13 protein-coding genes and 1 pseudogene are annotated in these 15,556 nt (G+C 71.4%); 7 read left to right on the top strand and 7 right to left on the bottom strand.

Annotated elements, in window-relative coordinates; translation table 11 throughout:
- The first annotated feature begins 89 nt into the window (after positions 1-89).
- From ACFWVC_RS22430 to ACFWVC_RS22450, 5 genes are all read left to right on the top strand, one after another.
- Positions 90-866 (top strand): amino acid ABC transporter ATP-binding protein, encoded by a 777-nt coding sequence (locus ACFWVC_RS22430; protein ID WP_384288682.1) that lies wholly within the window; start codon positions 90-92, stop codon positions 864-866.
- Positions 867-892: 26 nt separating this feature from the next.
- Positions 893-1,810: a glutamate ABC transporter substrate-binding protein gene (locus ACFWVC_RS22435; RefSeq protein ID WP_384288685.1), complete on the top strand. Its 918-nt coding sequence runs from the start codon at positions 893-895 to the stop codon at positions 1,808-1,810.
- A gap of 153 nt (positions 1,811-1,963) precedes the next feature.
- Entirely contained in the window at positions 1,964-2,611 is a 648-nt protein-coding gene (locus ACFWVC_RS22440) for an amino acid ABC transporter permease (RefSeq protein ID WP_384288687.1), read from the top strand.
- Positions 2,608-3,456 (top strand): amino acid ABC transporter permease, encoded by an 849-nt coding sequence (locus ACFWVC_RS22445; RefSeq protein WP_384288689.1) that lies wholly within the window; start codon positions 2,608-2,610, stop codon positions 3,454-3,456. Before ACFWVC_RS22440 ends, ACFWVC_RS22445 begins: the two co-directional genes overlap by 4 nt.
- 105 nt (positions 3,457-3,561) lie before the next feature.
- Positions 3,562-5,217 (top strand): FAD-dependent monooxygenase, encoded by a 1,656-nt coding sequence (locus ACFWVC_RS22450; protein WP_384288693.1) that lies wholly within the window; start codon positions 3,562-3,564, stop codon positions 5,215-5,217.
- Positions 5,218-5,231: 14 nt separating this feature from the next.
- Here the strand turns inward: ACFWVC_RS22450 and rny are convergent, their stop codons facing one another.
- The 7 genes and pseudogenes from rny to ACFWVC_RS22485 form a co-directional block, all read right to left on the bottom strand.
- Entirely contained in the window at positions 5,232-6,725 is a 1,494-nt protein-coding gene (gene rny / locus ACFWVC_RS22455; protein WP_384288696.1) for a ribonuclease Y, read from the bottom strand.
- Between the two features lie 93 nt (positions 6,726-6,818).
- Positions 6,819-7,442, bottom strand: a pseudogene (gene recX, locus ACFWVC_RS22460) (recombination regulator RecX); the annotation flags it as partial.
- The gene (recA, locus tag ACFWVC_RS22465; protein WP_384288698.1) at positions 7,388-8,545 is read right to left on the bottom strand and encodes a recombinase RecA; all 1,158 of its coding nucleotides are present in this window, start codon (positions 8,543-8,545) and stop codon (positions 7,388-7,390) included. The pseudogene recX and the gene recA, both read right to left, overlap by 55 nt.
- A gap of 170 nt (positions 8,546-8,715) precedes the next feature.
- The gene (locus ACFWVC_RS22470) at positions 8,716-10,026 is read right to left on the bottom strand and encodes an AI-2E family transporter (protein WP_384288702.1); all 1,311 of its coding nucleotides are present in this window, start codon (positions 10,024-10,026) and stop codon (positions 8,716-8,718) included.
- A gap of 21 nt (positions 10,027-10,047) precedes the next feature.
- Positions 10,048-10,242 carry a DUF3046 domain-containing protein gene (locus tag ACFWVC_RS22475; RefSeq protein WP_384288704.1) on the bottom strand — a complete coding sequence of 65 codons (195 nt, stop codon included), beginning with the start codon at positions 10,240-10,242 and terminating at the stop codon, positions 10,048-10,050.
- Positions 10,243-10,281: 39 nt separating this feature from the next.
- On the bottom strand, positions 10,282-10,986 hold the full coding sequence (locus ACFWVC_RS22480; protein WP_384288708.1) for an MEDS domain-containing protein: 705 nt from the start codon (positions 10,984-10,986) through the stop codon (positions 10,282-10,284).
- Between the two features lie 13 nt (positions 10,987-10,999).
- Positions 11,000-12,721, bottom strand: coding sequence for a PucR family transcriptional regulator (locus tag ACFWVC_RS22485; protein WP_384288712.1), 1,722 nt, complete (start codon positions 12,719-12,721; stop codon positions 11,000-11,002).
- Positions 12,722-13,064: 343 nt separating this feature from the next.
- Between ACFWVC_RS22485 and dnaK the strand changes: the two genes are divergently transcribed.
- Both dnaK and ACFWVC_RS22495 read left to right on the top strand, forming a co-directional pair.
- On the top strand, positions 13,065-14,975 hold the full coding sequence (gene dnaK, locus ACFWVC_RS22490; protein ID WP_384288715.1) for a molecular chaperone DnaK: 1,911 nt from the start codon (positions 13,065-13,067) through the stop codon (positions 14,973-14,975).
- Positions 14,976-14,984: 9 nt separating this feature from the next.
- Complete coding sequence (locus ACFWVC_RS22495; RefSeq protein WP_384288720.1) at positions 14,985-15,551, top strand: nucleotide exchange factor GrpE; 567 nt, start codon at positions 14,985-14,987, stop codon at positions 15,549-15,551.
- Positions 15,552-15,556: the final 5 nt, after the last annotated feature.

The following is a 15,556-nucleotide window of genomic DNA, read 5'->3' on the forward strand; positions in this document are numbered from 1 at the left end:
GGGTGACTCGGTTCCCTCGATGTCAATAGGGTCGATCTTCAAGGTCTGGTCAACCGATGAGTCAAACGACGAGGATGGAGCACACGCCGATGACGGAGGTTCCGGTGACCGAGGACGTCACGGCCACGGCCGACGCCCTGGTCGTGCTGGAGGGCGTGAACAAGCACTTCGGCGCTCTGCACGTGCTCCAGGACATCAACCTGACCATCGGCCGCGGTGAGGTCGTGGTCGTCATCGGCCCGTCCGGGTCGGGCAAGTCGACCCTGTGCCGCGCGGTGAACCGGCTGGAGACCATCGACACCGGCCGCATCACGATCGACGGCAGGCCGCTGCCCGCCGAGGGCAAGGAGCTGGCCCGGCTGCGCGCCGACGTCGGCATGGTGTTCCAGTCCTTCAACCTCTTCGCGCACAAGACCGTGCTCGAGAACGTGACCCTCGGGCAGATCAAGGTCCGCAAGGCCGACAAGAAGGCCGCCACGGAACGTGCCCGCACCCTGCTGGACCGGGTGGGCGTGGGCAACCAGGCGGACAAGTACCCGGCCCAGCTCTCCGGCGGGCAGCAGCAGCGCGTCGCCATCGCCCGCGCGCTGGCGATGGAGCCGAAGGTGATGCTCTTCGACGAGCCGACCTCGGCGCTGGACCCGGAGATGATCAACGAGGTGCTGGAGGTCATGCAGCAGCTCGCCCGCGACGGCATGACGATGGTCGTCGTCACCCACGAGATGGGCTTCGCGCGCTCTGCCGCCAACCGGGTGGTCTTCATGGCCGACGGCCGGATCGTCGAACAGGCGACGCCGGACCAGTTCTTCAGCAATCCCCGGAGCGACCGGGCCAAGGACTTCCTTTCGAAGATCCTCCACCACTGAGGTTTGCCGACCTAAGGATGATGACGATGAGGTTCCGTACCACCGCCGCCGCCGGACTCGCCGTCCTGGCGCTGACCGCGACCGCCACCGCGTGCGGCAAGGAGGGCTCGCCCTCCTCCAGCGCTCCCACGGCCGGCTCCAGCAGCTCCGCCGCCGCCGAACTCCCCTCGTACACCGTCAAGACCGGCGTGGACCTGGCCGGGTCCAAGACCTGGGACCGGATCAAGAAGAACGGCAAACTCGTCATCGGCGTCAAGGCCGACCAGCCGAACCTGGGTTACCAGGACCCGGGCAGCAAGAAGTACTCCGGCTTCGACATCGAGATCGCCAAGATGATCGCCGCCGACCTCGGCTTCGACGAGAGCAAGATCGAGTTCAAGACGATCCAGTCGGCCAACCGCGAGACCGCCCTCTCCGGCGGCCAGGTCGACTACTACGTCGGCACCTACACGATCAACGACGAGCGCAAGAAGCAGGTCTCCTTCGCCGGCCCGTACTTCGTCGCGGGCCAGGACCTCCTGGTCAAGAAGGGCGGCGGCATCAAGAGCACCGACGACCTCAAGGGCAAGAAGGTCTGCTCGGCCACCGGCTCCACCTCCATCCAGCGCATCAAGGACGGCGGCTACGGCGCCAAGACCGTCGAGTACGACTCCTACTCGCTGTGCGTGCAGAACCTCGCCTCCGGCCAGGTCGACGCGGTCACCACCGACGACGCCATCCTCAAGGGCTACGCCGCGCAGGACCCGGCCAACCTGGAGGTCATCGGCAAGCCGTTCTCCGAGGAGCCCTACGGCGTCGGCCTGCTCAAGGACGACAGCGCCCTGCAGAAGGCGGTCACCGAGGCCCTGAAGAACCACGAGGACAACGGCGACTGGAAGAAGGCCTACGACGCCACGCTCGGCAAGTCCGGCGTGAGCGCCGAGATCCCGCAGCTCCAGTCCTGACCTCCCGCACGCCGCAGGGGACCCGGGTCCGTCCCGGGTCCCGACGCGGGCCGTCCCGGGTCCCCCCTCCCCGGCACAGCCCGAAAGTGATGCGCCGGCGGCCCGGTGCGGCCGCCGGCGCACCCCTTTCGGAGAATCGGTTTCGGAGAATCGATGAACGTACTGCTGGACAACTTCGCGCTCTTCCGCGAGGGGTTCCTCGGCACGGTCGAGCTGACCGCGCTCAGCGGGGCGATCGCCCTGGTGCTCGGGGTGATCATGGCCGCGTTCCGGGTGTCCCCCGTACCGCCGCTGCGCTGGTTCGGCACGGTGTGGGTCACGCTGCTGCGGAACACCCCGCTGACCCTGCTCTTCTTCGTCGCGGCACTGGTGCTGCCCCGGCTGGGGCTGAACACCTGGAGCTTCTTCCAGCTCGCCGTGCTCGCCCTGAGCTGCTACACCTCGGCCTTCATCTGCGAGGCGGTGCGCTCGGGCATGAACACGGTGCCGCTGGGCCAGGCCGAGGCGGCCCGCAGCCTCGGGATGACCTTCGGCCAGACCCTGCGCCTGATCATCCTGCCGCAGGCCACCCGCACCGTGGTGGCGCCCATCGGCAGCCTGCTGATCGCGCTGGCCAAGAACTCCGCGATCGCCGGCGGCTTCAGCGTCTTCGAGCTGTTCAGCGTCCAGAAGACGCTCGGTGAGAAGGGCTACAACATCTTCGTCATCTTCATCTGGGTGGCGGTCGCGTATCTGATCATCACCCTCTTCATCAGCGCCGTCTTCCGGCTGCTCGAGACCCGGCTGGCGGTGGCCCGATGAGCGCGAACGTCCTCTTCGACGCCCCCGGCCCGCGGGCCAGGATGCGCAACCGGGTCATCGGCGCGGTCGCCGCGCTGGCGATCCTCGCCCTGCTGTGGTTCGTCTACCGGCGGCTCGACGACTCCGGGCAGTTCGCCGCGTACCTGTGGGAGCCGTTCCAGTACGCGGACATCCAGCAGCGGATCGTCGACGGCCTGCTCGCCACGCTGAAGGCCTTCGCGCTGGCCGTGGTCCTCTCCCTGCTGCTGGGCGCGCTGCTGGCCACCGGCCGGCTCTCCGACCACGCGCCGGTGCGCTGGGTGGCCACCGTCATCGTGGAGTTCTTCCGCGCGATGCCGCTGCTCATCATGATCTTCGCGCTGTACGTGGGCGTCTTCACCTCCGCCCCGCTGTGGGCCCTGGTGATCGGCCTGACCCTCTACAACGGCTCCGTGCAGGCCGAGATCTTCCGGGCCGGCATCAACGCCGTGCCCAAGGGGCAGCGCGAGGCGGCGTACGCCATCGGCCTGCGCAAGACGCAGGTCATGATCTCCGTACTGATCCCGCAAGCGGTGCGGGCGATGCTGCCCTCGATCATCAGCCAGGTGGTGGTCACACTCAAGGACACCTCACTCGGCTACATCATCACCTACGAGGAACTGCTCTACACCGGCAACCTCATCGCCAAGAACAGCGCCGGCTTCCCCTTCATCCCGATGATCATCGTGATCGGGCCGATCTACATCGCGATGTGCCTGGCCCTCAGCGCGCTCGCCAACTGGATCGAACGGCGGGGCCGCCGCAGCCGCAAGGGCGCGCCGCCCAAGGCCGGTGACATCAAGGCCGTGGAGGCCGCGGCGGAGTGACGGTGCGCCAGGCGCACCCCCCTCGGCCAGGTGTCGTCACTTGACGCACGCACGCGCAGTGGGTTGCATACGCAATGTGACTGCACATCTTCCCGGGACCGCACCGTGGACCCGGTGATCATCGCGGGGGCGGGTCCGACCGGACTCGCCCTCGCTCTCTCCCTGGCGCGGCACGGCGTGCCGAGCATCATCCTCGACGAGTACGACCACGCGCCCTCCCCCTCCCCGGAGCGCACCGCCGTCCTGACACCGGAGACCGCCGCCCTGGTCGCCCGGCTCGGCCACACCCGTCTGTACCAGGACGGCGCGCCGTGGACGGCCTGGCGGACGCTGCGGCGACGCCAGGAGACCGTCCGCGTCGAGTTCGGCACCGAGGGGCACAGCGGTCAGGGCCCGTCGCCCCTGCACATCACCCAGGAACGGCTGGAGCACGGGCTGCGCGCCGCGATCGGCGCCCAGGCCCTGGCCCGGCTCGTGCCCGGCGCACACGTGGACGCCGTGGAACAGGACGACGCCGGGGTGAGCGTGCGCACCCGGGGCGCCAACGGTACGTGGTGGCGCGGCAGTTACCTGATCGGCTGCGACGGGCCGCGCTCCACGGTGCGCAAGCTGCTGGGGGTGCGCTTCCCCGGCCGCACGGCCGTCGACCGGCACGCGGTCGCCGCGCTCAAGGTCGTGCTCCCCGACGAGGGCGTGGCCCTGCTGCACCGCGAACCCCCGGGCCCGGGCGCCGGGCCGGAGGTGACCGCGCGTCCGCTGCCGGACGACGTGTGGCGGCTGGACTGGCTGCTGCCGGCACGCGGCGCGGACCTCACCTCCGACGAACTGATCTCCCGCGTCCGCGGCACCCTGATGGCCTGGTGCGGAAGCGTGCCGCCGTACGAACTGCTGGGCTCCGCCGAGTACCCGGTGCACCAGCGGCTCGCCCGGCGCTGGCGCGCGGGACGGGTCTTCCTCGCGGGCGACGCGGCCCACCTGACGGGCGCGCTCGGCGCGCAGAGCGTCGAGGAGGGCCTGCGGGACGCGGACAATCTCGGCTGGAAACTGTCGCTGGCCTGGCACCACGGGGCCTCCGACACCCTGCTCGACAGCTACCAGGCCGAGCGGCGCGGCGCGGTCGGCGCCCGGCTGCGCGCCACCGACCAGGTGCTGCCGCTGCTGCGGGCCAACGGCGTCTGGCACACCGTCCGGCGCTCGGTGCTGTCCGGCTCCGCCCGGCGGTACGCCGAACTCCTCACCGACAGCCACATCGGACGCGGTCCCCTGGGGGCCTCGCCGGTCTACGCCCGGTCGCCGCTCGCCCTGCCGGCGCCGCGCGGCTCCGCCCCGCCCTCCGCGGGCGGCCCCGCAGACGCGCCGTCCCCGCTGATCGCCGCCTGCGCCACGCCGCCGGGCGGCGCCGTGACCGACGTCCCCGTCACGGCCCTCGACGGCTCCCAGGGGCATCTGTACGAGCACCTGGGGCGGGATCTGCTGGTCGTCCTCGTCGCCCCCGGCACCGGTGTGTGGGAGAGCCGGCACTGGCTCACCGCGGGCCTGATGCCACGGCTCGCCAAGGCGGTCTCCGCCCTCCCCCAGCGCGCCGAACTCCTCGTCACGGACGCCTATCCGGGCTCCACGGCACACAGCGTGCTGCTGATCCGCCCCGACGGCCACCTCGTCGCCGTGATGACCGGCTGCCGTCCGACCGAGCTCTACGCCTACGCCGACCTCGCCCGCGGCGGCCCCCCGGCCCCGGTCGAGGACCCCGTCCCGCACTGAGCCGCGCCCAGCGGTCAGCGGGCGAACTCGGTGGCGCGGGACTCACGGACGACGGTGATGCGGATCTGGCCGGGGTAGGTGAGTTCCTCCTCGACCTGCTTGGCGACGTCGCGGGCGATGACCTGGGCCTGGATGTCGTCGACGTCATCGGGGCGCACCATCACCCGGACCTCGCGGCCGGCCTGCATGGCGAAGACCTTGACGACGCCCGGATGGGCGGCGGCGATCTGTTCCAGGCGCTTGAGGCGGCGGACGTAGCTCTCCAGGGATTCGCGGCGGGCGCCGGGGCGGCCACCGGAGATGGCGTCGGCGGCCTGGGTGAGAACGGCTTCGACGGTGCGGGGGTCGACCTCGTTGTGGTGGGCCTCGATGGCGTGGACGACGTCCTCGGACTCGCCGTGCCGACGGGCGAGGTCCGCGCCGATCAGGGCGTGGCTGCCCTCAACCTCGTGCGTGAGGGCCTTGCCGATGTCGTGCAGCAGGGAACCGCGCTTGACCGGGGCGGGCTCGACGCCGAGTTCGGCGGCCATCATGCCGGCGATGTGCGCGGACTCCAGGAGGTGGCCGAGCACGTTCTGCCCGTACGAGGTGCGGTAGCGCAGGCGGCCGAGCAGGGTGACCAGTTCCGGGTGCATGTCGGTGATGCCGACCTCGGTCAGCGCGTCCTCTCCGTGCCGGACGCACGACTGCTCGACCTCGGCGACCTTGCGCTCGTAGACCTCCTCGATGCGGTGCGGGTGGATCCGGCCGTCGATGACCAGTGCGTCCAGCGAGAGGCGGGCGACCTCCCGGCGCACCGGGTCGAAGCAGGAGAGCAGCACCGCCTCGGGGGTGTCGTCGATGATCAGATTGACGCCGGTGATGGCCTCGAAGGCACGGATGTTGCGCCCCTCGCGGCCGATGATGCGGCCCTTCATGTCGTCCCCGGGCAGTTGCAGTACGGAGACCACGGACTCGGCGGTCTGCTCGGTCGCCACGCGCTGGATCGCGGCGGCCACGATGCGCCGGGCCCGCTCCTCCCCGCGGTCGCGGGCGGCGCGCTCGATGTCCCGCACGATCAGGGCGGCTTCGCGCTTGGCCTGCTGCTCGACGGAGCGGACCAGATCGCCGCGGGCCTCGGCCGCGGTGTAGACGGCGACCCGCTCCAGGATGGCGCGCCGCTCGTCCTCCAGCCGGTTCACCTCGGCGCGGCGGCGGTCGAGCTCGTCGCGTTCGTCGGCCAACTCACGGCGGCGCCGGTGCAATTGCTCCGACTCGGCGTCGATGCGGGTCTCACGGTCGATGAGCCGCTGCTCGCGACGCTCCAAGTCGGCCCGGATCTCCCGGACTTCCTCCTTGGCGGTGGCCCGGATCTCCCGGGCCTCGCGCTCGGCGGCCGTGCGGAGCCGTTCGCGCTCCGCACGCAGCCGCAAGAGCAGCGCGAACGCGGTGAGGGCGGCCACGACGACGACCGTGACGGAGGCAGCCACGACAGTGAGTACGGATCCGGTCCCCAGCGCGATGCCCATGGCACCAACTCCCGTGTCTGCGAGGCCACGATCCCTCACCCGTTGTGAGGCTAAGTCGGCTCAGAGGCACGGTCAAGGAACCTCAACGATGGTTCAGTCCGGCAGGTAGTACTCCAGCGCCTCCGGGTCGTCACCCTCCTCCTCCAGAGCGCGGCGCACCACCCTCAGGGCGAGTCCCTCCGCGTATCCCTTGCGGGCGAGCATGCCGGCGAGCCGGCGGATGCGCTTCTCCCGGTCCAGACCGCGGGTGGCCCGCAACTTGCGGTCGACGAGGGCGCGGGCCGTGGACTCCTCCTGCTCGGCGTCGAGCTGCCCGACGGCCTGGCCGATCGCCTCCGCGTCCACACCCCGGGTGCGCAGCTCCTGGGCGAGGGCGCGCCGCCCAAGACCCCGGCCGCGGTGCCGGGACTCCACCCATGCGTCGGCGAAGGCCTGGTCGTCGATGAGCCCCACGTCCTCGAACCGCTCCAGTACCTCTTCCGCCGCCTCCTCCGGGATGTCCCGGCGGCGCATGGCGTCCGCGAGTTGCTTGCGGGTGCGCGGGGTCCCCGTGAGCAGGCGCAGGCAGAGCGCCCGCGCCTGCTCCACGGGGTCAAGTGGCGGCTCTTGCTCGGCCCTCGACGAGAAAGAGCCGCCACGATCCTTGTGCCCGGATGCCACCGTCAGACCTTGACTGCCGCCGCCGTGGCCTTGGTCGCCTTGGCGGTCTTGGCCGCCGGGGCCGCCGTCGCAGCAGCCGCGGCTGCCGGAGCGGGAGCGTCACCCTCGGCCACCGCGGCGGGACCGGCGGCGTCGGCGCCGGGCTGCTCTCCCGGAGCCGCGGGCCGGACGCCGATGCCGAGCTTCTCCTTGATCTTCCTCTCGATCTCGTCGGCGAGGTCGGGGTTGTCGCGCAGGAAGTTACGCGCGTTCTCCTTGCCCTGGCCGAGCTGGTCGCCCTCGTAGGTGTACCAGGCACCGGACTTGCGGATGAAGCCGTGGTCCACGCCCATGTCGATCAGGCCGCCCTCACGGCTGATGCCCTGGCCGTAGAGGATGTCGAACTCGGCCTGCTTGAAGGGCGGCGCGACCTTGTTCTTCACGACCTTGACCCGGGTGCGGTTGCCGACCGCGTCGGTGCCGTCCTTCAGGGTCTCGATGCGGCGGATGTCCAGTCGCACGGAGGCGTAGAACTTCAGCGCGCGGCCACCGGTGGTGGTCTCCGGCGAGCCGAACATGACGCCGACCTTCTCGCGGAGCTGGTTGATGAAGATCGCGGTGGTCTTGGACTGGTGGAGCGCACCGGTGATCTTGCGCAGCGCCTGGCTCATCAGACGGGCCTGGAGACCCACGTGCGAGTCACCCATCTCGCCCTCGATCTCGGCCCGCGGCACGAGGGCCGCCACGGAGTCGATCACGATGAGGTCCAGCGCGCCGGAGCGGATCAGCATGTCGGTGATCTCGAGGGCCTGCTCGCCGTTGTCCGGCTGGGAGAGCAGCAGCGAGTCCACGTCCACGCCGAGGCGCCCGGCGTAGTCGGGGTCGAGGGCGTGCTCGGCGTCCACGAAGGCGACCTTGCCGCCGGCCCGCTGGGCGTTGGCCACCGCGTGCAGCGTCAGGGTCGTCTTGCCGGAGGACTCCGGGCCGTAGACCTCCACCACGCGGCCGCGCGGCAGGCCGCCGACGCCGAGCGCGACGTCCAGGGCGGTGGATCCCGTCGGGATGACCTCGATGGGCTCGTTCGGCCGGTCGCCGAGGCGCATGACGGCACCCTTGCCGAACTGCCGTTCAATCTGTGCGAGCGCGGCGTCGAGCGCCTTCTCGCGATCGGTTCCTGCCATGGGTTCCACCCTGGGTGTCTGAGTCGTTCGCTTCACGTCCAAGACGCTACTGCCTGCCACTGACAATGCGTCCCGGCGTCGCCTCGGGCCTGTGGATAACTCCGTGGAAATCGGCCCGCCACTCTCATGAGAATGGATGTTCGATTTGCGTGTCAAGCGACACGCACGGCTCAGGCGCCCCCGCCGCCACCGTCCCGGTCGCCCCCCTCGCCGCCGGATCCGCCGGACCCGCCGGACTCACCGGGCCCGTCGGAACTGCCCGTCCGCCCCCACGGCATCCGCGGCCACCAGATCGTCCGCTGCTGCGGCTCGTGGGCCCGCGGGTCGGTCACCGCGTACCGTCTCACGTACGCCCCGAGGAAGCCCTGCAGGGTCGCCGTCGCCGGGATCGCCACCAGCGCCCCCACCGCGCCGAGCAGCGCGGTGCCCACGATGACCGAGCCGAAGGCCACGGCCGGGTGGATGTCGACGGTGCGCGCGGTGATCCGCGGCTGCAGCAGATAGTTCTCGAACTGCTGGTAGACCACGACGAACCCGAGCACCCACACCGCGTCCCACGGGTCCTGCGTGAACGCGATGAGCATCGGGAGCGCCCCGGCCAGGTAGGTGCCGACCGTCGGCACGAACTGCGAGACCACGCCGACCCACACCGCCAGCGCCGGGGCGTACGGAATGCCGAGGATCTGGAAGAGCACATAGTGGGCGACCGCTGAGATCAGCGCCATCAGCGCCCGCGAGTAGAGGTAGCCGCCCGTCTTGGCGACGGCTATCTCCCAGGCGCGCAGCACCTCCGCCTGCCGGGCCGGCGGCAGCACCGAGCACACCGCCCGCCGCATCCGGGGGCCGTCGGCGGCGAAGTAGAAGGTGAACAAGGTGATCGTCAGCACCTGGAAGACCCCGCCCAGGACGGTCGCCGACAGCCCCCAGACGTTGCCCGCCTGCTTCTGCACGTAATTGCGCAGCCAGTCGGAGTGCAGGACGTTCTGCTGCAGCTTGCCGACGGACAGGTCGGTGCCGAAGGTGTGGTTGACCCACAGCACCACGTCGTCGACGTAATCCGGCAGATTCCTGCCGATCGAGGTGATCTGGTCCACCAGCAGTGAGCCCAGCAGCACCACGAAGACACCGCCCGCGGCCAGGACCGCCAGGAAGACCAGCCCGGTCGCCAGCCCCCGGCGCATGCCGCGCGCGGCCATCCAGTCCACCGCCGGCTCGATCGCCAGGGCGGCGAAGAAGGCCAGCAGGATGTTCACCAGCAGACCGACGACCTGGTGGAAGGCCCAGTCGGCCAGTTGAAGGGCGGCGAGCAGCGCCACCGCCAGCACCATGGCCCGCGGCAGCCACCCGGGCATCCTCGGTGCCCCCGCCGCTTCCCCGGCGGCCTCCCCCGGGTCCCTGGGCGGCCCGACGAGGCCGGTGGGGTCGTTGGGGCCGGCGGATCCGGGGGGACTGGGGTGCATCGGTTCGTCGCTTCCTGCCACGGGCACAGTCTCGCGCAGTGGTCAGCGCCGCGAGGCCGGTACGTCCATGGCGACGCACACCGCGCGCCAGACGTCCTTCGCCGCCCAGCCCGCCTCCAGCGCCTGGTACACGGTCCGGCCGCCCAGCTCGGACATGACATGGTCGCGCGCGAACGAGTCGGCGTACGTATCGCCGAAGTGCGCGTGCATCCGCTCCCAGAACACCGTCAGCTTCATGCCGCCAGTATCCCGTGTCCCACTGACGGACCGCGGCCGTCAGTTCACCACTGCCCTCGCCGGACCGGCACCGGGACCCGGATCGCGGCCTTGGCCGAGGTAGTAGGGGTTCTCCACGACCATGCCGCCGAGCCACACCCTGGGGTGCGCCTTGACCATGGGGATGACCAGGTCCCCGCCGAAGAGTTCGAGGTCGTACATGCAGACGCCGACCTGCGGACGGGCCCTCAGCCAGGAGGTGGCGCGCATCTCGTACCGGACCAGCTCCCGTACGAAGCCCGGCCGCACCAAGGGATACGCCCAGCTCATGTCCGCGGCGATCCGCAGCAGTCCGGGGCGGCGGTCCCCGTACCCATCCCCATCGCCGCCGCCGTCTCTGTGACCGTCGCCGTCGAAGAGCTCGGCGGACCGGCCGCACAAGGACGCTGGCATGGCGTCCCCGTCGAAGGCCCCGTTCCGCAGGCAGATGTCCCGCGGGTCCTTGATCACGAGACGGTCGGCGCTCCGGCCGAGGGACGGCACCTCGGCGGCCAGGGCCTCACGGCACGACCGGCCCTCGTCCGGCGCGGCCAGCAGTATGCAGACGTGTTCCTCGCGAAGGCCGTCCGCGAGGAAGGAGGTGACAAGGCGGTCGCGTTCCGCGCGTCCCCGGTAGAACGCGCAGACGTGGTCGCCCCGGCGCAGGGGCACGCCCCCCACGGTGGCGGCGGTCACGAGGGCGGTCTCGGCGACGTGCTGCTCCATGGAGTGCTCCTCGTCACGGACCGCCGCCGTCCAGCACCCTCCACACCCGCGTCGCGACGTGCAGGTTGAGCCGGCTGTCCACATCCGAGAGGTCGTGCCCGCCGACGTCGCGGATGCGCTGCAGCCGGTAGCGCAGCGTGCTGCGGTGGATGCCCAGGGCGGCGGCCGTCCCGTCGTAGTTGCCCCCGCACTCGAAGTACTGCGCAAGGGTGCGGGCCAGATCGCAGTGGTGCGCGGCGTCGTAGTCCAGGAGCGGGCCGAGCCATTCCCGGACGAAGTGTCCGACCTCCTGGTAGTCGCCCTCCCCCGTTCCGAGGATGCGGTAGAAGCCCAGGTCGTCGAAGGTCGTGGCACCGTTCGGGGACTGGGAGCGGCAGCGGACCTCCAGGGCCCTGAGCGCCTGCTGGAACGAGCGCGGGAGGTCGCGCGGGGCGTCGCAGCGGCCTCCCACGCCGATCGCACCCCTGGAGACGCCCAGTTCACGGCAGATCGCCCGGTAGAGCGCGTCCGCGGGGGGCCGCCCCTGGAAGACGAGCACTGCCATGCCCGAACACCTCGCCGGCAGGCACCGCAGCCGCAGCCCCGCGGCGGCGCGGCCGACCGCCTGGACGAACGCGTCGTCGGCCGCCCGGCCCTCCCACTGGACGACGGCCGGGTAGTGGGGGCCGTGCAGGTCGTGCCCGATCGCGGCGGCGCGGGCGTACGCGCTCTCGTCGTCCGTGCCCGCGATCAGGTCGTCCACGAGCTCGCGCCGCAGCCGCAGTTCCACCTCGGCGAGGCTGTGCAGGTGGGCGAGTTCCAGCGAGAGCGCGGTGCACGCGTGGTCGAGGGTGAACTCGTCCTGCTCGTCCCGGCGGTCCGCCGCGGCGACGAGGGCCATGGCCCCCAGGACCTCGCCGCGGTGCTGCACCACGGCGATGAGGCGGTCGCCGACGCGCAGCGGGCGGAGCCGGCGGGCGGCCTCCTGCAGGAGCTGCTCGCGCCGGGTGGCGTCGGGCTTGGGGTACGGGTCGGGGCGGCCGGGGCCGGCCCAGACCCGCAGGTTGCCGAAGCGGTCCTCGATGGCCACGGGGCAGCCGGTGAGCCGGTGGACGGCGGCGGCGATGCCGGCCGCACCGCTGCCGCTCGCCGTCGCCTGGCTCAGCACCTCGTGGACGGTCCGCTGATAGGTGAGTTCGGCGACGGACGCGGCGAGCCGCGCGTTCACGCTCTCCCGTTCCGCGTTGAGCCGCCGCAGCTCCTCGGCGTGCTCGCGTTCACGGCGCCGGGCCGCGGCGTTCGCCAAGGCGGCCGAAGTCTGCTGGGCGAGCACATGGATCAGGAAGCGCTCGTCGTCGGTGGGCGTCGTGGGCGCGCTGACCACCAGGTGCCCGATACCGCCGCCCCGGCTGTGCAGGGTGAACGCCCAGCCCCATGCGCGCCCGCGCACATGGACGGAGCCTTCCCTGCCGCCCAGTTGCCGCAGGCGGTCGCCGAGCCCCGGGACGGAACGCCGGCCGGCGCCGGGGACACCGGCGGCGAAGCCGTCGGCGGTGAGGTGGCCTGCCTCGGCCCGGCAGGGGCCGAGCGCCGCGACGGACGTCAGGGCCAGCCGCATGATGTCGGCCTCGTCCCGGCCGTCATTCATGATCATCGAGAGCACGAAAAGGCTGTAGAGATTCGCCAGGTGTTCCTGGTCCCAGTTCCTGGTGCGGACCATGCGGACCCGGTCGGCCCCGGTCATGGAAGCGCTCATGGTGAGCCGGCTCCTCTTCGACGAACTCCTCTTCGACGAATCACTCCTGCACCTCCCATCACCACTCTTGGCCGAGTCATGCATGGTTTGCATGATTTTGTACCTAATCGACACAATGTGCTGCCAGGGCGAGAAGCAGCACGGATTTGGTCCTCGCAGGCGCAGGCCGCCGACCGGTTCCGGCCGGGACGCTGGAGCCGATGCCGGCACCGGGGGCCGTCGAGGATGCCGTCTTGTGCCCACAGGTCTCCTGCAGGGCGGCCGCCGGCCCCCGGTGCCGGCCGGCCCGCAGCGCACCGCGCGGGCGGGCGGGCGGGAAGCCCTCGACGTTAGGGAGCACCTCATGGCCAAGGCAGTCGGGATCGACCTCGGGACCACCAACTCGGTGATCGCCGCCTGGGAGGGCGGGGAGGCGACGGTGATCCCCAACTCCGAGGGCAACCGCACGACCCCGTCCGTGGTCGCGTTCACCGACACCGGCGAGCGCCTGGTCGGCCAGCTCGCCCGGCGGCAGGCGATCCTCAACCCGAAGGGCACCATCTACTCGGCCAAGCGCTTCATCGGCCGCCGTTACGACGAGATCCCGGAGGAGGCCAAGGCCGTCGGCTTCGATGTCGTGCCCGATGAGCACGGCAACGCGCGCTTCAAGATCCGCGACAAGCTCTACGCGCCGGAGGAGATCAGCGCCCTGGTGCTGCGCAAGCTCGCCGACGACGCGGGGAAGCAGCTGGGAGAGCGCGTGACGGAGGCGGTCATCACGGTGCCCGCCTACTTCAACGACGCCCAGCGCACGGCCACCAAGGACGCCGGCCGCATCGCCGGCCTGGAGGTCCTGCGCATCATCAACGAGCCGACCGCGGCGGCGCTGGCCTACGGCCTGGACAAGAAGGAGCACGAGACGGTGCTCGTCTTCGACCTGGGCGGCGGCACCTTCGACGTGAGCCTGCTCGACGTCGGGGACGGCGTGGTCGAGGTGCGGTCCACCGCCGGCGACAGCCATCTGGGCGGCGACGACTTCGACCGCCGCCTGGTGGACTACCTCGCGGACAGGTTCCAGAAGGAGAACGGCATCGACCTGCGCAAGGACCCGCAGGCGCTGCAGCGCCTCTTCGAGGCGGCCGAGAAGGCCAAGACGGAGCTGAGCTCGGTGACGCAGACGCAGGTGAGCCTGCCGTTCATCACCGCCGACGCGTCCGGCCCGAAGCACCTGACCGAGACGGTCATGCGCTCCACCTTCGAGCAGATCACCGCGGACCTGGTCGAACGCACCATGGGGCCGGTCAAGCAGGCGATGTCCGATGCCAAGATCGGCGAGAACGACATCGACGAGGTCATCCTCGTCGGCGGCTCCACGCGCATCCCCGCCGTCCAGCAGCTGGTCCGCCGGCTGACCGGCGGCAAGGAACCGAACATGAGCGTCAACCCGGACGAGGTCGTGGCCCTGGGTGCCGCGATCCAGGCCGGCGTGCTCAAGGGCGAGGTCAAGGACGTCCTGCTGCTGGACGTGACTCCGCTGTCGCTCGGTGTGGAGACCCGCGGCGGCGTGATGACCAAGATCATCGACCGGAACACCACGGTCCCGGTGCGCCGTGCCGAGACGTTCTCGACCGCGGAGGACAGCCAGCCCGCCGTGGACGTGGTGGTGCTGCAGGGCGAGCGCGAGTCCGCGGCGGACAACCGCGTGCTCGGCCGCTTCCAGCTCAGCGACATCCGCCCGGCACCGCGCGGGGAGCCGCAGGTCGAGGTCACCTTCGACGTCGACGCGAACGGCATCCTGAACGTCACCGCCCGCGACAAGGACACCGGCGCCGAGCAGGGCATCACCATCAGCGAGGGATCCAATCTCGAACAGGGCGAGATCGAGCGGATGGTCCGGGAGGCCGAGCAGCACCGCGGCGAGGACAAGGCGCTGCGCGAGGGCGTGGACGCCCGCAACGAGCTGGACGCGGTCGCCTACCAGGTGGAGCGCCGGCTCGACGAACTGGGCGAGGCCGCACCGGCGCACGAGAAGGCGCGGGCGGAGATGCTCGTGGCCGACGCCAGGGAGGCCGTCAAGCAGGGGGCGGCGCCGGACCGCGTCCGGTCGCTGACCTCGGATCTCCAGCAGATCCACGCCTCGCTGGCCGCGGCCCGGCCGACCGCGGGACCGGGGGCCCAGGAGCCGGCCGCCGGGGCCGGGGCGGGCCAGGAGAGCCACGTCGGCGGCGCGGGGTCCGACGACGACGTGATCGACGCCGAGTTCGACAAGGGCTGATGTGCGCTGATGTCCACAGAACAGGAACCGACGACGCCCCGGCCCGAACCGGCCGACGTCCCGGCCGAGGTCCCCGGACAGGCCCCGCAGGAGGTGACGGGGGCGGCCGCCGCCGGGGCCGCCCCCGGGCCGGACGAACACGCCGCCGCGCTGGAGGAGTTGCAGGACCGCTGGCGCCGCGCCCTCGCCGACCTGGACAACGTCCGCAAGCGCCATGCCAGGGAGCTGGAGCGCGAACGGCTCACCGAACGCACCCGGACCGCGGCCGCCTGGCTGCCCGTGCTCGACAACCTCGAACTGGCCCTCGTCCACGCCAGGTCGGAGGACGCCTCCGCCGTGCTGGATGGCGTCAAGGCGGTGCGCGACCAGGCCGTGGAGGTGCTGCGCGGTCTCGGGTACTCCCGCCACGAGGAGACCGGGGTCCCCTTCGACCCGGCCCGCCACGAGGTCGTCGGGGTGGTCGACGACCCGGAGGCGGAGCCGAACTCCGTGGTCCAGGTGGTGCGTCCCGGCTACGGCGAGGACGGGTCGCAGTTGCGCCCGGCATCCGTCGTGGTCGCCAGGCGTCAGGAGTGACGTCC

The sequence above is a fragment of the Streptomyces sp. NPDC058691 genome (genome assembly GCF_042714775.1).
In the GTDB taxonomy this organism is placed as follows: Bacteria; Actinomycetota; Actinomycetes; order Streptomycetales; family Streptomycetaceae; genus Actinacidiphila.